Annotated in this window: 16 protein-coding genes; 10 read left to right on the forward strand and 6 right to left on the reverse strand. The window is 56.6% G+C overall.

Annotated elements, in window-relative coordinates; all coding sequences use genetic code 11:
* Positions 1 to 8 precede the first annotated feature (8 nt).
* Positions 9 to 905 carry a ParB/RepB/Spo0J family partition protein gene (locus GOV89_RS07200; protein ID WP_171178682.1) on the forward strand — a complete coding sequence of 299 codons (897 nt, stop codon included), beginning with the start codon at positions 9 to 11 and terminating at the stop codon, positions 903 to 905.
* Here GOV89_RS07200 and GOV89_RS07205 read toward each other — a convergent pair.
* Genes GOV89_RS07205 through rph form a run of 4 tightly spaced genes read right to left on the reverse strand, consistent with a single transcriptional unit; the run spans position 895 to position 3,719 of the window.
* Positions 895 to 1,248 (reverse strand): YbaN family protein, encoded by a 354-nt coding sequence (locus GOV89_RS07205; RefSeq protein WP_171178680.1) that lies wholly within the window; start codon positions 1,246 to 1,248, stop codon positions 895 to 897. The genes GOV89_RS07200 and GOV89_RS07205 overlap by 11 nt on opposite strands.
* 2 nt (positions 1,249 to 1,250) lie before the next feature.
* Positions 1,251 to 2,405: a radical SAM family heme chaperone HemW gene (gene hemW / locus GOV89_RS07210; protein WP_171178678.1), complete on the reverse strand. Its 1,155-nt coding sequence runs from the start codon at positions 2,403 to 2,405 to the stop codon at positions 1,251 to 1,253.
* Entirely contained in the window at positions 2,395 to 3,009 is a 615-nt protein-coding gene (gene rdgB, locus GOV89_RS07215) for an RdgB/HAM1 family non-canonical purine NTP pyrophosphatase (protein WP_171237892.1), read from the reverse strand. Before rdgB ends, hemW begins: the two co-directional genes overlap by 11 nt.
* Complete coding sequence (rph, locus tag GOV89_RS07220) at positions 3,006 to 3,719, reverse strand: ribonuclease PH (RefSeq protein WP_170655392.1); 714 nt, start codon at positions 3,717 to 3,719, stop codon at positions 3,006 to 3,008. Before rph ends, rdgB begins: the two co-directional genes overlap by 4 nt.
* Before the next feature lie 112 nt (positions 3,720 to 3,831).
* Here rph and hrcA point away from each other — a divergent pair, with 112 nt between their 5' ends.
* On the forward strand, positions 3,832 to 4,896 hold the full coding sequence (gene hrcA / locus GOV89_RS07225) for a heat-inducible transcriptional repressor HrcA (RefSeq protein WP_171234639.1): 1,065 nt from the start codon (positions 3,832 to 3,834) through the stop codon (positions 4,894 to 4,896).
* Between the two features lie 10 nt (positions 4,897 to 4,906).
* A complete protein-coding gene (locus tag GOV89_RS07230; protein ID WP_171237893.1) occupies positions 4,907 to 5,470 on the forward strand; it encodes a nucleotide exchange factor GrpE in 564 nt (187 codons plus the stop codon).
* A gap of 59 nt (positions 5,471 to 5,529) precedes the next feature.
* On the opposite strand, the gene mutS is transcribed toward GOV89_RS07230, so the two are convergent.
* The gene (mutS, locus tag GOV89_RS07235) at positions 5,530 to 8,145 is read right to left on the reverse strand and encodes a DNA mismatch repair protein MutS (RefSeq protein ID WP_171237954.1); all 2,616 of its coding nucleotides are present in this window, start codon (positions 8,143 to 8,145) and stop codon (positions 5,530 to 5,532) included.
* Between the two features lie 163 nt (positions 8,146 to 8,308).
* Here mutS and GOV89_RS07240 point away from each other — a divergent pair, with 163 nt between their 5' ends.
* A complete protein-coding gene (locus GOV89_RS07240; RefSeq protein WP_171178670.1) occupies positions 8,309 to 10,564 on the forward strand; it encodes an NADP-dependent malic enzyme in 2,256 nt (751 codons plus the stop codon).
* A gap of 3 nt (positions 10,565 to 10,567) precedes the next feature.
* On the forward strand, positions 10,568 to 11,440 hold the full coding sequence (locus GOV89_RS07245) for a ribokinase (protein WP_171178668.1): 873 nt from the start codon (positions 10,568 to 10,570) through the stop codon (positions 11,438 to 11,440).
* Here GOV89_RS07245 and msrA read toward each other — a convergent pair.
* Complete coding sequence (gene msrA, locus GOV89_RS07250; RefSeq protein ID WP_171237894.1) at positions 11,437 to 12,108, reverse strand: peptide-methionine (S)-S-oxide reductase MsrA; 672 nt, start codon at positions 12,106 to 12,108, stop codon at positions 11,437 to 11,439. The two genes, GOV89_RS07245 and msrA, sit on opposite strands and share 4 nt — an antisense overlap.
* 181 nt (positions 12,109 to 12,289) lie before the next feature.
* Between msrA and GOV89_RS07255 the strand changes: the two genes are divergently transcribed.
* The 5 genes from GOV89_RS07255 to GOV89_RS07275 all read left to right on the forward strand — a co-directional run bounded on the left by GOV89_RS07255 (position 12,290) and on the right by GOV89_RS07275 (position 17,835).
* Positions 12,290 to 13,306, forward strand: coding sequence for a GlxA family transcriptional regulator (locus GOV89_RS07255; RefSeq protein WP_171178664.1), 1,017 nt, complete (start codon positions 12,290 to 12,292; stop codon positions 13,304 to 13,306).
* 140 nt (positions 13,307 to 13,446) lie between these two features.
* Positions 13,447 to 14,586 carry an SRPBCC family protein gene (locus tag GOV89_RS07260; protein ID WP_171178662.1) on the forward strand — a complete coding sequence of 380 codons (1,140 nt, stop codon included), beginning with the start codon at positions 13,447 to 13,449 and terminating at the stop codon, positions 14,584 to 14,586.
* Complete coding sequence (betC, locus tag GOV89_RS07265; RefSeq protein ID WP_171237895.1) at positions 14,583 to 16,118, forward strand: choline-sulfatase; 1,536 nt, start codon at positions 14,583 to 14,585, stop codon at positions 16,116 to 16,118. Before GOV89_RS07260 ends, betC begins: the two co-directional genes overlap by 4 nt.
* A complete protein-coding gene (locus GOV89_RS07270; protein WP_171178650.1) occupies positions 16,115 to 16,909 on the forward strand; it encodes an SDR family NAD(P)-dependent oxidoreductase in 795 nt (264 codons plus the stop codon). The genes betC and GOV89_RS07270 overlap by 4 nt, the downstream gene beginning before the upstream one ends.
* Positions 16,906 to 17,835, forward strand: coding sequence for a 3-keto-5-aminohexanoate cleavage protein (locus tag GOV89_RS07275; RefSeq protein ID WP_171178648.1), 930 nt, complete (start codon positions 16,906 to 16,908; stop codon positions 17,833 to 17,835). Before GOV89_RS07270 ends, GOV89_RS07275 begins: the two co-directional genes overlap by 4 nt.
* Positions 17,836 to 17,846 lie beyond the last annotated feature (11 nt).

Raw genomic sequence — 17,846 nt, forward strand, 5'->3', positions numbered from 1 at the left:
AGGGCGACATGAGCGCCAAAAAAACAAAATCCAGAGGGTTGGGGCGCGGGCTGTCCGCTCTTATGGCGGACGTAAATACCGAAACGGAAGGGCGGGCACAGTCCGAAGTGCGTCGGCCCGATCTTAAGGTTCCAATTGAGAAGCTAAAGGCCAATCCCAATCAGCCGCGCCGCACATTCCTGCCCGAACAGCTGGACGAATTGGCCGCCTCGGTCAAGGAAAAGGGTATTATCCAGCCTCTGATTGTCCGGTCGACCGGAGCTGATGAATACGAAATCGTTGCAGGGGAGCGTCGTTGGCGGGCAGCGCAAATGGCGCAGCTGCATGATATCCCTGTCATCGTGCGGGATTTTGACGACACCGAAGTTCTGGAAGTTGCGATAATCGAAAACATCCAGCGCGCGGACCTGAACGCGGTGGAAGAGGCCGCTGGGTACAAGCAACTGATGGATCGTTTCGGCCATACGCAGGAAAAGCTGGCTGAAGCTTTGGGTAAAAGCCGCAGCCACATTGCAAACCTTCTGCGTCTTTTGTCCTTGCCAATGGATGTTCAAGCCCTTGTTATTGAAGGAAAAATATCTGCAGGACATGCAAGAGCCCTGATTACGGCCGAAAACCCATCGGAATTGGCGAAGCAGATCGTCAAAGAGGGGCTTTCGGTGCGCGCAACCGAAGCTTTGGTCAAGAAGCAGCAACAAGGTGACGCCGAACGCGCTGCACCGCGGTCCAGAAATCTGGATGCGGGCAAGGATGCCGATACGCGCGCTTTGGAAAAAGATCTATCTGCAATTCTGGCGATGAAAGTCTCGATCAATCACAAGGCTGGAACAGAGACGGGTCAGGTTGTCCTAACATATGAGAACTTGGATCAGCTTGATGATCTGTGCGCTAAGCTCAGCCGTTAGGTCGCGTCCAGATAAAGATCAAAACACCCCCCAGAACGACAGCTTGAATGGCCAAAACGAAAACCGGGGCGGACATCCAAATAGAGATTCCAAAAACGGCGGCGACTGAAACAGTTGCCGCCCTTTTTGCACTAGGGCGGATTGCGCCTGAGCTTTGCCAATCTTGTATCAGCGGTCCGAACAGTTGATGGGTCAACAACCAAGTGTGCAAACGCGAAGAAGATCGGGCAAAGAAAAACGCAGCCAATAGCAGAAATGGGACGGTTGGCAAAAGGGGTAGGACAACCCCAACCATTGCCAGCGCAACACATAACAATCCCAGTCCGGCCCAAAGGTAATGCATGGCTAGCTCAAAAGCTCCCGAATGACGGCGTTCAGTACAGCGCGACCATCTGATGTTGCCCGAAGTCTGCCGTTTTCATGTTCAATCATTTTGATCCCGATCAGATGATCAACCGTGTCTTCCGAGAGTTTTCGGCCTGCTAAGCGCTCCCACCGATCAATATCTAGTCCTTCCGAAATTCGCATCCCCATCATAAGGTATTCGCTCGCCTGGTCTTCAAGGGACAGTGTTGTTCGTCCTTTCTCTCCACCCCCACGCTCTGCAGCGTCAAGCCAGCGCTGTGGATTCAGATAGGTCTCGGTTGCGTATTTTTCTTCGTTAAGCGTAAGCCTCCCATGGGCGCCGGGACCAATGCCAATATAATCACCGTATCGCCAGTAGATCAGATTGTGTTGCGACTCAGCCCCCGTGCGCGCGTGATTGGACACTTCATAAGCGGGCAAACCGTGCGCTTCGCAAATGTCCTGCGTGATCAGATACATGTCGGCGGCGCTGTCATCTTCGGGCAACCCACGCAGTTTTCCAACGGCATAGCGATCGCCAAAGGCAGTTCCGTCTTCAATCGTCAATTGGTACAGCGACAGGTGGTCCACGGCCATCGACAGGGCTTCGCTCAGTTCCGCGCGCCAGGCTTCAGGTGTTTGGTGCTGTCTGGCATAGATCAGGTCAAAACTGACACGATCAAAGCAGGTCCGTGCGATTTCAAAGGCGGCTTGGGCCTCGGCAACAGTATGAATGCGGCCCAGACGCCGTAGATCGTCGTCATTCAGCGCCTGAACGCCCATCGAAATTCGGTTTACGCCGGCATCTCGATAAGCTGCAAACCGACCTGCTTCAACCGAGCCGGGGTTGGCCTCGAGAGTGATTTCCATGTCATTGGATGGGTGCCAAAGCGCGCGCGCCTCATCAATCACGGAAGAAACGGTTTCCGGGTCCATCAGAGACGGGGTGCCGCCCCCAAAGAAAATCGTGTTCAGTACCCGACCCGGCGTTTCAGAGGCAGAGCGGCGCAGCTCGCTCAGATAAGCTGCAAGCCATCTTTCTTGGTCAATTTTCTTCGAGACATGGCTGTTGAAGTCGCAATAGGGGCATTTGGCCTCGCAAAAAGGCCAATGCACGTACAGGCCAAAGCCCCCGTTGCGCCAATCATCCGCCAAAGCAGCCTTTCACGAACTTCTCAACCGCGCGGCCGCGGTGGCTGATCTTGTTCTTTTCCCAGCGATCCATTTCGGCAAAGGTAATGTCGTGCCCGTCCGGAACAAACATCGGGTCATAGCCGAATCCGTCCTTGCCGCGGATCGGCCAGACCAGGTGGCCCGGGACGATGCCTTCGAACACCTCGTCATGTCCGTCGGGCCAGGCCAGGACCAGTGTACAACGGAATTGCGCAGTGCGCGGGACAGGGGCTTTTTTAGCCTCCAACTCATTATGTGCGCGATTCATGGCCATTAGGAAATCACGACCATTTGCCGTTTCCGCCCAGTCGGCGGTGTAAACTCCCGGCGCGCCATCCAGCGCGTCGATGGTGATCCCGGAATCGTCCGACAGGGCAGGCAGGCCGGTGGCTTTGGCGGCGGCATGGGCCTTGATCCGGGCGTTACCGACAAATGTGTTCTCAGTCTCTTCCGGCTCGGGCAGGTTCATGTCCCCAGCACCCACAACAGTGACGCCAAAAGGCTCAAGGAGATGCGCCATCTCCTCGAGCTTGCCTTTGTTATGGGTGGCGACCAGCAGCCTGTCCCCGTCGAACTTGCGGGTCATGCTGTAGCGGCCTTTTGCGCAGCTGCCAGTTCGCCGACGCCCTTTTCGGCCAGATCCATCAGCTGATCCATCTGAGCGCGGCTGAAGACCGAGCCTTCGGCGCTCATCTGCACTTCGATTAGTTTGCCGGATCCGGTCATGATGAAGTTGCCGTCGACGCCGGCTTCGCTGTCTTCCGGGTAATCCAGATCCAGAACCGGTTGACCGGCGTAAATTCCGCAAGACACAGCTGCTACCGGGTCCACTAGGGGGTCAGAGATAACATCGCCCGCTTTCATCAGCTTGTTCACAGCCAGCCGCAGGGCCACCCAACCGCCGGTGATCGAGGCGCAGCGGGTGCCGCCGTCGGCTTGGATCACGTCGCAGTCCACGGTGATCTGACGCTCACCCAGCGCGACCCGATCCACACCAGCGCGTAGGGCGCGGCCGATCAGGCGCTGGATTTCCACGGTGCGACCGCCTTGCTTGCCGCTGGCGGCTTCGCGCCGCATCCGAGTGTTGGTGGCGCGAGGCAGCATACCGTACTCAGCCGTGACCCAGCCCAAGCCGGAGCCTTTGATAAAGGGCGGCACGCGATCTTCGATCGTTGCGGTGCACAGCACATGAGTGTCGCCCATTTTTATCAGGCAGGAACCTTCGGCATGTTTGGTGAACCCCGTTTCGATTGAAACGGCGCGCATTTCGCTTAAATCTCTTCCAGAGGGTCGCATCGGAATTCCTTTGTTTGCTGGGTTGGGGATAACGCCCCGCAGCATTACGATGCAACCCCGATTGACCTTTCATTTGCCTGCGATTTAATGACGAACGAGCAGGGGAAGACGCATGAGCGAAGCAAGCAAAATTCTGGATGAGATGAACGACCGGTCTCGCGAAGTGTTCCGTTTGATTGTCGAGAGCTATCTGGAAAGCGGTGAGCCTGTCGGCAGTCGCACTTTAACGCGCACCTTGTCCGAAAAGGTGAGCGCAGCGACCGTTCGCAATGTGATGCAAGATCTGGAGTTTCTGGGTCTTCTGGACAGCCCCCACATCAGCGCTGGTCGAATTCCAACGCAGCAAGGTCTGCGGATGTTTGTGGACGGATTGCTTGAAGTCGGAGACTTGGGCGCGGATGATCGCGAGAAATTAGAACAAACTTTAGGCTCTAACACAGGCGATGTTGGCGGAATGCTCGATCGTGTGGGCTCGGCTTTGTCACACGTGACACAAGGCGCCTCGCTGGTTTTAACGCCCAAGCATGAATCGGAAATCAAACATATTGAATTCGTATCACTGGGTCATGATCGGGCTTTGGTAGTGCTGGTTTTCTCGGATGGTCATGTGGAAAACCGCCTGTTCACCCCGCCGCCCGGACAAACCCCAAGCTCGATGCGTGAGGCTGCGAACTTCCTTAATGCGCTCATCGAGGGGCGGACACTCAGCGAAGTGCGTCGGCAGATGCAGACGCAGATTGATGCACGCAAGCAAGAGATCGACGTTCTGGCGCGTGAGATGGTGGAAAGTGGAATGGCCGTCTGGGACGGAGATGGCAGCGACTCGGCCCGTTTGATCGTGCGTGGACGGGCGAATCTTTTGAACGAACCGGGTCGGGCCGAAGAACTTGATCGGATTCGGACCCTGTTTGATGATCTGGAGCGTAAGCGGGACATCGCTGAATTCCTTGAATTGACCGAAGATGGCGAAGGTGTGCGCATTTTTATTGGGTCTGAGAACAAACTTTTCTCACTTTCGGGTTCCTCTTTGGTGGTGTCTCCATATATGAACGCTGATCGTAAGATAATCGGTGCGGTCGGGATCATCGGGCCAACGCGTCTGAATTATGGACGGATCGTACCGATCGTGGATTATACGGCGCAACTGGTCGGCAAGCTGATATCCGACCGGAGCTAGAGGGTAAGAGATGGCAGAGCCGAAGAACGAAGATTTTCTGGACGATATCATGTCTGCGGAAGCGGAAGAGCTGGCCGAGGAGTTTGCAGAGATCAGCGACGAAGCGCTGGAATTGGATGAGTTGCGCGCTGAGCGGGACGATTATAAAGACAAGTTCATGCGCGCGCTGGCAGATGCCGAGAATGCACGCAAGCGTGGCGACAAGGCGCGTCGCGATGCGGAACAATATGGCGGTTCCAAGCTGGCACGGGACATGCTGCCGGTTTACGACAACATGAAGCGCGCGCTTGAGGCAGCGACGGATGAGCAGAAAGAAGTTGCTGCTGGCCTGCTGGAAGGCGTTGAATTGACCATGCGCGCGCTGAAGGATGTGTTCCAGAAGCACGGGATTAAGGTGATCACACCTGAGGTTGGCGACCGCTTTGATCCTAATGTGCATGAGGCGATGTTTGAGGCACCGGTGCCCGGCACAAAAGCCGGCGACATCATTCAGGTGTCTGCCGAAGGTTTCATGTTGCACGACCGCTTGCTGCGTCCGGCGCAGGTTGGGGTGTCGTCAACACCTTCGAACTAGTTGGCCTCGAAGAGGCCAAGCCTCTGGCGGCCGTATTTATCAACAAGAAGAAGGGGCGGTCAGGAATTGGCCGCCTCTTTCAGTTTGTAAATCAGGTCGAGCGCTTCGCGTGGGGTGAGTTCGTCGGGCAGGACGTCGCTCAACATATCTGTGACAGGAGATGCTTTGGTTGAGGGCGGCGGTGGCGGTGATGCTGCAGAAAACAAAGGCAGATCGTCGATCAGAGCCTTTTGTTTACCGCCTTCCCGTTCGGTTTTTTCCAATTGATTCAGTACCACGCGAGCGCGTTCGACGACTGATGCAGGCAATCCGGCAAGCTGGGCAACTTGCACACCATAGGAGCGGTCGGCGGCGCCCTTGTGGACCTCGTGCAGGAAGATCACTTCGCCTTCCCATTCTTTGACCGCAACGGTTGCGTTATCCACGCCTTCCAGTTTACCGGCCAAAGCGGTGAGTTCGTGGTAATGAGTTGCGAACAGAGCGCGGCATTTGTTGGATGCATGTAGATGTTCAAGCGTAGCCCACGCGATCGAGAGGCCGTCATAAGTGGCGGTGCCGCGGCCAATTTCATCGAGAATGACCAGTGCGCGATCATCGGCCTGATTGAGAATTGCAGCGGTTTCGACCATTTCCACCATAAAGGTCGAGCGACCCCGGGCCAGGTCATCGGATGCACCGACCCGGCTGAACAATTGACTGACAACGCCGATATGGGCCTGTTCAGCAGGCACGTAGCTGCCCATTTGGGCAAGCAGGGCTATCAGGGCGTTTTGGCGCAGGAAGGTTGATTTACCAGCCATGTTGGGGCCGGTCAGTAACCATATGGCCGCGCCGTCATCCGCGCTTAGATCGCAGTCGTTGGCGACAAAGGCATCGCCGCTTTGCTGCCGTAAGGCGCGCTCAACGACCGGATGTCGACCGCCGTGCACGTTGAACGCACGTGATGTGTCCACATGTGGGCGACACCAGTTTTCCCCGCGTGCCAGATCGGCGAGGGCAGTGGTTAAATCCAGCTCTGCCAGCCCGCGGGCAGCTTGATTAAGCTGTGCTGCAAGGGTCAAAACCTCATCAGAAAGCCTTTGATAGAGCCGCTTTTCAATCTCAAGCGCCAGATTCCTTGCGTTCAGGATACGGGTTTCGATCTCTGACAGTTCGACGGTGGTGAAACGCACCTGATTGGCGGTGGTCTGACGGTGGATATAGGTTTCGCTGAACGGCGGGTTCAGCATTTTCTCGGCATGGGTCGCTGTGGTTTCGATGAAGTACCCCAGCACATTATTGTGCTTTATCTTAAGCGAGGCGATACCCGTGTGTTCCGCGTATTTCTGTTGAAAGCCGGCGATAACCGAGCGGCCTTCGTCGCGCAGGGTACGGGCTTCGTCCAGTTCAACTTCGAAACCGGGGGCGATGAAGCCGCCGTCACGTGCCAGCAGAGGTGGTTCCGCAACAAGCGCTTCGTCCAGAAGGGTCAAGAGATCGTCAAACCCAGTCAGGTTTTGGACGGCGGTTGACAACAGTACTGGCAACTCTTGGACACTGCACAAACTGGCAATCGTGGCCGCTTGCGCCAACCCGTTACGGATGGCAGCCAGATCGCGCGGACCACCTCGGTCCAACGACAAGCGTGACAAGGCGCGGTCCAGATCCGGTGTTTTGCGTAGCGCTTCACGCAGGTCTGACGCAATCAGGCTGTCCTCAGTTGCGAAGCTTACCGCATCCAGGCGCGCATGGATCACGTCCAGATTTCGGGACGGGTTGGACAGGCGCTGTTCCAGCAACCGCGCGCCGCCGGGTGTTACGGTGCGATCGACCACGGACAACAAAGACCCGGCGCGCCCACCAGAGAGCGACCGTGTCAGTTCCAGATTGCGGCGTGTTGCGGCGTCAATTTGGACGACGCGGTCTTCTGATTCTTTGAGAGGGGTTTGCAGCAGGGGTAATTTGCCCTTTTGCGTGATCTCAAGGTAATCGATCAGTGCGCCCATCGCCGAAACTTCGGCGCGACCGAAAGTCCCGAACGCATCCAGCGCACCGACGTGAAACAAGCCGCATATGCGCTTTTCCGCTGCTGTGCTGTCAAAACTGGCACGTCCCACAGGCGTCAGAGAAATCCCCAGATCCCGAACCGGCTCACTAAGCTTGTCTTGAACACCGTCGGCCACGATCAACTCGGACGGGGCCAGCCGTGCCAGTTCCGGGCTGAGCCGAATCGAGGTCAGAGGCATCACGTGAAACGCGCCGGTCGAGATATCGGCCCAGGCCAAGGCGGCCTCATCCCGAACCTCGGCATAGGCAGCCAGAAAGTTGTGGCGGCGGGCTTCCAGCAGGGCGTCTTCGGTCAGTGTGCCGGGCGTCACTAGACGCACGACGTCCCGCTTTACGACTGATTTAGAGCCTCTTTTCTTCGCTTCCGCAGGGCTTTCCATCTGTTCGCAGACAGCGACACGAAAGCCTTTGCGGATCAGTGTAAGCAAATACCCTTCGGCTGCGTGCACTGGCACGCCGCACATTGGAATATCATTTCCATTGTGCTTGCCGCGTTTGGTTAGGGCGATGTCCAGCGCTTCGGCGGCATTGACGGCATCTTCAAAGAACATCTCGTAGAAATCGCCCATGCGATAAAACAGCAGGGCATCGGCGTGGGCCTCTTTGATCTCGAGATATTGCGCCATCATCGGCGTGACTGTGGACAAAAGCGGCCCCCTTTTGGCGTATTCCGGGCGCGACCTTACAAATCCCCCATCTGCTGCGAAAGGTGAAAACGTATTCTCGTTGAGGCGCGCGGTTGCCTGCGCTATGAGGCGAAGGTCCCGCAGTTGTAAAGAAACGACCAATTCCATGCCCAAAGCGAAGATCACCAAAGAAGAAGCACTGGCCTTTCACCTGGACCCGACCCCCGGCAAGTGGGAGGTGCAAGCCACCGTGCCCATGACCACGCAGCGTGATCTGTCGCTGGCTTATAGCCCCGGTGTTGCTGTTCCATGTGAAGCCATCGCCGAAGCGCCCGAAACCGCGTATGACTATACCAACAAAGGTAATCTGGTCGCCGTGATCTCGAACGGTACCGCCGTATTGGGCCTGGGCAATCTTGGCGCGCTGGGCTCGAAGCCGGTAATGGAAGGGAAATCCGTCCTGTTCAAGCGGTTCGCTGATGTGAACTCGATCGATATCGAACTGGACACCGAAGACCCGGATGAGTTCTGCCGTGCGGTACGCCTGATGGGCCCCACCTTTGGCGGGATCAACCTGGAAGACATCAAAGCACCTGAATGCTTCATCATCGAGCAGCGCCTGAAGGAAGAGATGGATATCCCAGTCTTCCACGATGACCAACATGGCACGGCGGTGATCTGCGCGGCGGGTTTGCTGAACGCACTGCGAATCTCGGGTAAGAAGATCGAGGATGTAAAGATTGTCCTGAACGGTGCGGGTGCGGCAGGGATCGCCTGTATCGAGTTGCTCAAGGCGATGGGCGCGCGGCACGAGAACTGCATCGTGTGCGACACCAAAGGCGTGATCTATCAGGGCCGTACAGAGGGTATGAACCAATGGAAGTCCGCGCATGCCATCTCTACAGATTTGCGTACGCTGGAAGATGCGATGAAGGGCGCGGATGTGTTCCTGGGCGTGTCGGTCAAGGGTGCGGTCACGCAAGAGATGGTCGCCAGCATGGCGGACAACCCAGTGATCTTTGCGATGGCGAACCCTGACCCCGAGATCACTCCGGAAGAAGCACACGAAGTCCGCGTTGATGCCATCGTCGCCACCGGGCGCAGCGATTATCCCAATCAGGTCAATAACGTACTTGGCTTCCCCTATCTGTTCCGGGGCGCATTGGACATCCATGCGCGCGCTATCAATGACGAAATGAAAATTGCCTGCGCCCATGCGTTGGCTAATCTGGCGCGCGAGGATGTGCCGGACGAGGTCGCGATGGCCTATGGCAAATCTCTGACCTTCGGGCGCGACTATATCATCCCGACACCGTTCGACCCACGTCTGATCCACCGTATCCCGCCAGCCGTTGCCAAGGCCGGGATGGACACCGGTGCGGCGCGGCGCCCGATCATCGACATGGATGCCTATGAGCTGAGCCTGAAATCCCGCATGGATCCGACCGCAAGCATCCTGCGCGGTTTGAACGCCCGTGCGCGTCAGGCACAAAGCCGGATGATCTTTGCCGAAGGTGATGATCCAAGGGTGCTGCGCGCTGCGGTCATGTACCAACGATCCGGCTTCGGAAAGGCGCTGGTGGTCGGTCGCGCCGATGAGGTCAGGGCCAAGCTGGAAGAAGCGGGCTTGGGTGACGCTGTGCGTGAGCTGGAGGTTGTGAATGCCGCCAACACAACGCATCTCGAGAGCTATTCGAATTTCCTCTACGACCGTTTGCAGCGCAAGGGTTTCGACCGAAAGGACATTCACCGCCTCGCCGCGCGGGATCGGCACGTGTTTTCATCATTGATGCTGGCCCATGGCCATGGGGATGGGCTGGTTACGGGTGCGACGCGCAAATCGGCGCATGTGATGGATCGGATCAACCACGTGTTTGATGCCGATGCAGCGCGTGGGGCCGCTGGTGTGACCGCCCTTTTGCACAAGGGCCGGATTGTTCTGATTGGCGATACGCTGGTTCATGAATGGCCGGATGAGAATGACCTGGCAAACATTGCTGAACGATCGGCTGCGGTTGCGCGTCACATGGGCCTGGAGCCCCGGGTGGCCTTCGTCAGCTTCTCGACTTTTGGTTACCCGGTGTCCGAACGGGCCGAAAAGATGCACGTGGCTCCGACGGTGCTGGACCAGCGCGGTGTTGACTTTGAATACGAAGGCGAGATGACCGTGGATGTGGCGTTGAACGTTGATCAGCAGGCTACCTATCCCTTCCAGCGTCTGACCGGTCCGGCGAACATTCTGATTGTTCCGGCGCGGCACTCGGCCTCCATCTCGACCAAATTGATGCAAGAAATGGGTGGTGCAACTGTAATTGGTCCGATTCTGTCAGGCATCGACAAACCGATTCAAATCTGTTCGACCGTTGCGACCGCCAATGACATTCTAAACATGGCCATTCTGGCCTCGTGCGACATCGGATAAGACATGACAATCTGGAACCTCGGCTCGATCAACGCGGATATGGTCTATGACCTGCCGCATCTGCCTGCGCCGGGGGAAACTCTGGCCGCCCTTGGACTGGATCGGTTTCTGGGCGGCAAGGGGGCCAACATGTCGGTGGCTGCGGCTCGGGCCGGATCGCGCGTCAGCCATATCGGTGCTGTTGGCCAGGATGGGCGCTGGGCGAAGGATCGATTGACGGAATATGGCGTGGATACACGCTTTATCTCAGAGGTCGATTTGCCAACCGGACACGCGATCATTGCGGTGGATGCTGAGGGCGAGAATCTGATCATCCTGTATCCCGGTGCCAATCATGCGTTAGAGGTCAGTGATCTGGGACAAGCGCTATCCTCAGCAAACACGGGCGATCTGCTGATCCTTCAGAATGAAACCAACGCACAAGTGGAAGCTGCGCAGTTGGGGCACCGGCTGGGGCTAACCGTGTGTTACGCCGCAGCGCCGTTTCAGGCAGAGGCTGTGAAGGCGGTTCTTCCCTATCTGGATTTCCTGATCCTCAACGAGGTCGAAGCTGAACAATTGCGTCAGGAAACCGGCTTAAGCGCCGCTGATTTGCCAGTGCGGCACGTCATCGTCACGCTGGGCTCAAAGGGCGCGCGGTATTTACAGCAGGGCAGCGAACCGGTCGAGTTTGCGGCACATAAGGTGCAAGCGGTGGATACAACAGGGGCAGGCGATACCTTCACCGGCTATGTACTGGCAGGAATGGATCGTGGAATGCCGATGGAACAGGCTATTCTGCAAGCAAACCGCGCCGCGGCCCTGATGGTCACGCGGCACGGAACGGCTGATGTTATCCCCGATTTGAAAGAGGTGCGCGACGCGTCCTTTGACTAAGATCCAACAAACGGCGCGTCAGTACCCCAAAGCTGTTTGACGCGCGCGTCACGGCCGCAGGCTTTGCGGTAAGCTTTGTATGCGCTGTGCTGTCGCTTCGGCCCGAAGCGGGTCAAAATCAGTTTGTTCCCCTTGTAGTAATCCTGATGATACGCCTCGGCTGGGTAAAAAGTTCCTTCGCTCAGGATCGGCGTTACCACTGTCTGGCCCAGGGCCCGCTGCGCATCTGCTTTTGCTTTCTCGGCCAAAGCTTTTTCCCCTGTGTTAGAGACGAAAATCGCAGTGCGATAGCTATCACCGCGATCGCAGAACTGACCTCCGGCATCTGTGGGGTCGACCGAGCGGAAGAACATGTTCAGAAGCGTTTCCCGTGAGATTTGAACTGGATTGAACGTGATCTGAACCGCTTCATAATGGCCGGTTCCTCCTTTTGAGACCTGATCATAAGTGGGATTAGCTGACTTGCCGCCGGTATAGCCTGAAACAGCCTCGATGACGTCGGGGACAGACTCAAAATCAGATTCAACGCACCAGAAACATCCTCCGGCTACTGTCAGTGTTTCTGTTCCGGCCGCCGGCGCAGGTAAAGCACGCAACATCGCTGCCAAGGCGATCAGCGTGAACAGAAGGGCTGGTTTAAGCGTGTCGAGGTAAGCAGTCCGTGTCATGTCAGGTCTCCTTTCACGACCAAGGTGACCCGACTAGGATCAACATGCAATTGCCTGACATCTCATGTCACGCGCTGGTGAGGCGAGTTTATCAAATTCAGCCCAGCCCTAAGAAACCTTGTGTATCGCAGTCAAAAGACCTTTTCTGAGATGTGGTGATGCAAGGTTGGATTCAGGATCGATGACACAGGAGATGCAGGTTTCGACGCGCGTGCTGGTCATAGTTGCGCCCAGCTTCAATATGGCGGCAACCATGGCATTCATAGATCCGTTTCGTGCAGCCAACTATCTGGATGGAAAGCCTTATTTTAAATGGGACTTCGTATCAGAAGCAGGTGGTTTCTGTGTGTCCAGCAACGGCGCTGGCATTGAAACTCAACCGCTTGACGCGCTTTCGTTCACCGAGGCTGATATTGCCATTGTCTCTTCCAGTTGGACACCAGAACGGCACCTGACATCCAAACTGGGAACAGCTTTGCGTAAATTTGCGCGCAGCGGCGCGACTTTGGGCGCATTGGATACCGGCGCTTTTATTTTGGCGCAGGCGGGGTTATTGAACGGACGGCGCGCCACCGTTCATTACGAGCATATCGATGCCTTGCAGGAGCTTTATCCGGAAGTCGAGGTCGTTGAGAATCTTTATGTTATGGACGGCAATCGGCTTACCTGTTGCGGTGGCTCTGCAGCAACTGACTTTGGCCTGCAGATTCTTCAGGGGATACATGGCAGCGCCCTTGCCAATGCAGCGGCCAGATACGTTTTTCACGATCGTTTGCGTGGCCCCACGGAACAACAGCAACCCCAAGGAACCGAGCCTTTGGGAACGACAGTGCCCGCCAAGCTTAAAACGGCGATTCAGGTGATGGAGGCCAATCTTGAGGAGCCGATTCCCGTTCCCCAGATTTGCAAACGCGCGGGAATCTCTCATCGCCAACTGGATCGGCTGTTCGCGACCTACATCAAGAAAACGCCCGCGCTTTACTATCGTGACATTCGCTTGGATCGGGCACGTGGCCTGGTCACGCAGACTGAGCTTCCCATTGCAGAGGTCGCTCTGGCGTCGGGCTTTTCCAGCCCGGTGCATTTCAGCCGGGCTTATAAAGAAAGATTTGGCCTGCCCCCCACGCGCGACAGGGTCGAGGGCAGAGTTCCATTCGAGTTCCGCGCTTGGCCGATGCATCGCAAGCCCAAAGACTGACGCAATCGGGATCATCAAGTTGGCTAAAACGGAAAACAATAAGGCGAAAAAAGTTAAGAGACGAACCAAGACTCAGAGGATCATACGCGCCACACGTCAATCATTGGGGCAAAGCCTGTCCCTGAGCTGTGGAGCCACCCATGAGCCAGCTGCCGTCCAAAACCCAGTTCGAGCGGATTTCCGATGGTTTTAGCACCGATCCCTTCAATACCAGTTCCCTGAAAGCCGAAGCCTATGTCGATCCGTCCTGGTATCAGGTCGATCAAAACGAAGTGCTAGCCAAGACCTGGCAATGGGTGTGCCACGTTGAAAAGCTGCGCGTTCCAGGGTCATACACAACCGTCGAAATCGCCGGACGTCCGATTGCTGTCGTGCGCGACCGCGAGGGCACATTGCGTGCGTTCTATAATGTCTGCAAACACCGCGCACATCATCTGTTGTCGGGCGAGGGCGAAACCACGCGTATCATGTGCCCGTATCACGCTTGGGTCTATAAACTGGACGGCCAGTTGGTGCGCGCGCCCGAGACCGAGAACCTGGCTAATTTCAAAACATCGGATATCTGCCTGGACCAAGTACAGGTCGAAGAGTTTGCGGGGTTCATATACGTCAACTTAGACTCTAATGCACAGCCTTTGAGCGAAGTTTCCGGGAATCTGGAAACCGAAATCCGCCATTGGGCACCGGATATCGAGCAGCTGTCATTTGGTCACCGCCTGACCTATGACATCAAGTCGAACTGGAAGAACGTCGTCGACAACTTCCTTGAATGCTACCACTGCCCGACAGCGCACAAGGATTTCTGTGATTTGGTCGATATGGACACCTACAAGGTGACCACATACGGCATCTACTCCAGCCATATGGCCGAGGCGGGTAAGGGTGCTAACACTGCTTATGACGTGTCCAATGCCACAGTACGAACCCATGCAGTTTGGTGGTTGTGGCCCACGACATGTTTGATGCGCTATCCGGGGCGGTCTTCGATGATCGTGCTGAATATTATCCCGATTGGTCCTGACCGCACGCTCGAAACCTATGATTTCTTCCTTGAAACCCCGGAACCAGACGAAGCCGAACTGGAAGCCATCCGCTATCTTGATGAGGTTCTGCAACGCGAAGACATCGACATTGTCGAAAGCGTACAGCGCGGTATGAGCACCCCGGCCTTTACGCAAGGCCGGATCGTGCATGATCCCAATGGCTCGGGCAAATCGGAACATGCGGTGCATCATTTCCATGGGCTAGTTCTGGACGCATATGCAAAGGCTGCACCGTGACACGGCCGAACATCGTTGTGATCATGGCCGATCAACTGGCGCCGCATTTTTGCGGCGCTTACGGCCATCCAACGGTCAAGACCCCAAACATCGACGCGCTTGCCGCACGCGGGATGCGATTTGACGCGGCCTATTGCAACTCACCCCTTTGCGCGCCGTCGCGATTTGCGTTCATGGCCGGGCAGCTGATCAGTCGCATCGCGGCATATGACAACGCCAGCGAGTTTCGTGCCTCGGTCCCGACCTTTGCGCATTACCTCAAGGCGCTGGGCTACCGGACCTGCCTGTCGGGCAAGATGCATTTCGTTGGGCCAGACCAGAAACACGGGTTTCAGGACCGTGTGACAACCGACATTTACCCCGCCGATTTTGCCTGGACCCCGGACTGGGAAGCCCCGGACGAGCGGATCGACAAGTGGTATCACAACATGCAAACCGTCAAGGAAAGCGGTGAGGCGGTCGCCACCTTCCAGACGGATTATGACGACGAGGTCGAATTTGCCGCGCGTCGCTGGTTGATCGACAGGGGCCGCGATCGGGCGGCTGGGGACAATGCTCCGTTCTGTATGGTGGCCAGCTTTATCCATCCGCATGACCCCTATGTCGCCAAGCCCGAGTGGTGGAACCTGTATTCCGACGCAGACGTCCCGATGCCGGAATTTACACTGACGCCCGAAGAGCAAGACCCGTTCTCACGTCGCGTGATGGATGGGATCGAGGCAAGCTATGTCCCTCTGAACGAGGAAGAAATTCGCCGCGCGCGTCGCGCTTATCTGGCCAATGTCAGTTACTTTGACAGCAAGGTCGGCGCGATGGTCAAAGCTTTGAAAGACATCGGCGCGTTAGACAATACCATCGTCATCGTCACCGCAGACCACGGCGATATGCTGGGTGAGCGTGGGTTGTGGTACAAGATGAATTTCTTTGAACACTCGGCCCGTGTGCCGCTGATCATGGCGGGTCCCGGTGTTGCCAAAGGCTGTGCTGCCAACGCCTGTTCCCTGCTCGACCTGTTGCCGACATTTGTGGACATCGCCAGCGGTTCTGACGCGATCTTCGGGGAGCCGATTGATGGCCGATCCTTGATGCCGCTTGCGCGCGGAGAAGCTGACCCTGTGGATGAAGCCATCGGCGAATATTGCGCCGAGATGACGCCTTATCCGGTATTCATGATCCGACGCGGGCCGTTGAAGTATATTCACTGCGACCCGGACCCACCTCAGCTTTACGACCTGTCCAAGGATCCGTTGGAAAAGGTGAATGTGGTCGATGACCCGGCTTACGCTGAACATTCCGCAAAGTTTGCTGAAGACGTGGCGCGACGTTGGAACAGCGAAAGCCTGCGTGCGGACGTCATTGCAACGCAAAAGTCCCGGCGCGCCTTGCACGCCGCGATGGAGGCGGGTGCCGGAGAGGCCTGGGACTACACCCCGCCACGAGACGCCACGCAGGAATATGTACGCAATCACATGGATTGGACGGTTGCAGCGACTCGCTATCGCTATCCGCCATTGAAGGAGACCAAAGAATGATGCTGGACGGCAAAACAGCGCTTGTAACCGGTGGGCGCGGCGGGATCGGGCGCGCGATCGTGGCGCGTTTTCTGCGCGAAGGCGCACTGGTTTATGCGGCTGATCTGACGCCCGAAGGATCCTTGTCAGCCCATGATGACGACGGCAGCATCTTTGTGAAACTGGACGTCACGCAAGAAGCTGATGCGATTGCCGCGATGGAACAGGTTGGTGCGGAAGCTGGCCAATTGGACATTCTGGTCAACGCCGCTGGTATTGAGATCGAGAAAACTATCGAACAGACCACGTTGGAGGAATGGAACCAGTCCTTCGCTGTGAATGTCAACGGCACGTTTTTGACCTCAAAACACGCGTTGCCACTGTTGCGCAAAGGGGCCACGTCGGGAACGTCAGCCTCGATCATCAATTTCGGGAGTTACGATGGGTTCATTGCGGACCCCGGCCTTGCCGCCTATTGCGCGACCAAAGGTGCTGTTCATGCACTGACGCGTGCAATGGCGTGTGATCATGGACCGGAAGGTATTCGTGTGAATGCCATATGCCCCGGCTATGTCGACACACCCATGTTGCAGAGCTTTTTCACCGGCGATGGCTCGGGCGGTGGCGGCAAGACCATCGACCAGTTGCAGCAGGCCGTGCGCGATGTGCACCCGATGCGCACATATGGCACGCCCGACGACATCGCGAATCTGGTGAATTGGCTGGCTTCGGACGAGGCTCGATATGCCAGCGGTCAACTTTGGGTTCTGGACGGAGGGCTGAGCGCACAAGTCCAGCAGATGAAGCTATGAGCAAACCGGTCATCATTACATGTGCTCCGACTGGCGGGATTCATACGCCGACCATGTCAGAACACTTGCCCATCACGCCAAACGAAATCACCGAGGCCAGTATTGGTGCCGTCGAGGCCGGGGCTGCGATCATCCATCTTCATGCCCGCAATCCGGAAAACGGTCGACCAGATCCGGACCCTGACCTTTTCATGCAGTTCCTGCCCCGCATCAAACAAGCAACCGGTGCTGTGATGAATGTCTCAACCGGTGGCGGGTTGGGCATGACCCGCGAAGAACGCCTGCGTGCGGCATTACGGGCCAGCCCCGAAATGGCCAGCATGAACATGGGCTCGATGAACTTCGGCATCTTCCCTATGATGCAGAAATATTCAGGCTGGAAACATGACTGGGAACCCGAGTTTCTGGACATGACCCGCGACTTCATTTTCCGCAACACGTTTGCTGATATCGAATATGCGATGAAGGAATTGGGCGAAGGTCACGGCACGAAATTCGAATTCGAATGCTACGATTTGGGACATCTCTACAACCTGGCTTGGGTGGTGGATCAGGGTTGGGTAAAGCCGCCATTTTTCATCCAGATGGTTTTTGGGATTCTGGGCGGTGTTGGTGCCGACCCCGATAACTTGATGCACATGCACACAATTGCCGAAAAGTTGTTTGGAAATAGCTATGAATGGTCGGTGCTGGCCGCAGGTCGCCACCAGATGGCCTTCACGACACAGGCCGCGATTCTTGGTGGCAATGTGCGGGTTGGGCTGGAAGACAGCCTTTACATCGGGCCCGGCGAAAAGGCGAAGTCCAACGCTGATCAGGTCCGCAAGATTCGCTCAATCATCGAAAATCTTGGCCTGACGGTCGCTACACCGGACGAGGCCCGCCAACGTTTGGGCCTGAAGGGCAACGACCAGACCGCTTTTTGACGGGGGAAAGA

Origin of the sequence: Ruegeria sp. HKCCA5763, assembly GCF_013034545.1 — a bacterium.
In the GTDB taxonomy this organism is placed as follows: Bacteria; Pseudomonadota; Alphaproteobacteria; order Rhodobacterales; family Rhodobacteraceae; genus Ruegeria.

Coding starts and splice junctions, on each gene's coding strand:
- GOV89_RS07240 (WP_171178670.1), top strand. CDS start 8,309: ATGCCCAAAGCGAAGATCACCAAAGAAGAAGCACTGGCCTTTCACCTG.
- GOV89_RS07270 (WP_171178650.1), top strand. CDS start 16,115: ATGATGCTGGACGGCAAAACAGCGCTTGTAACCGGTGGGCGCGGCGGG.
- GOV89_RS07245 (WP_171178668.1), top strand. CDS start 10,568: ATGACAATCTGGAACCTCGGCTCGATCAACGCGGATATGGTCTATGAC.
- mutS (WP_171237954.1), bottom strand. CDS start 8,145: ATGATGGCGCAATATCTCGAGATCAAAGAGGCCCACGCCGATGCCCTG.
- GOV89_RS07255 (WP_171178664.1), top strand. CDS start 12,290: ATGACACAGGAGATGCAGGTTTCGACGCGCGTGCTGGTCATAGTTGCG.
- GOV89_RS07230 (WP_171237893.1), top strand. CDS start 4,907: ATGGCAGAGCCGAAGAACGAAGATTTTCTGGACGATATCATGTCTGCG.
- GOV89_RS07260 (WP_171178662.1), top strand. CDS start 13,447: ATGAGCCAGCTGCCGTCCAAAACCCAGTTCGAGCGGATTTCCGATGGT.
- GOV89_RS07205 (WP_171178680.1), bottom strand. CDS start 1,248: ATGCATTACCTTTGGGCCGGACTGGGATTGTTATGTGTTGCGCTGGCA.
- rph (WP_170655392.1), bottom strand. CDS start 3,719: ATGCGACCCTCTGGAAGAGATTTAAGCGAAATGCGCGCCGTTTCAATC.
- msrA (WP_171237894.1), bottom strand. CDS start 12,108: ATGACACGGACTGCTTACCTCGACACGCTTAAACCAGCCCTTCTGTTC.
- rdgB (WP_171237892.1), bottom strand. CDS start 3,009: ATGACCCGCAAGTTCGACGGGGACAGGCTGCTGGTCGCCACCCATAAC.
- hrcA (WP_171234639.1), top strand. CDS start 3,832: ATGAGCGAAGCAAGCAAAATTCTGGATGAGATGAACGACCGGTCTCGC.
- GOV89_RS07200 (WP_171178682.1), top strand. CDS start 9: ATGAGCGCCAAAAAAACAAAATCCAGAGGGTTGGGGCGCGGGCTGTCC.
- GOV89_RS07275 (WP_171178648.1), top strand. CDS start 16,906: ATGAGCAAACCGGTCATCATTACATGTGCTCCGACTGGCGGGATTCAT.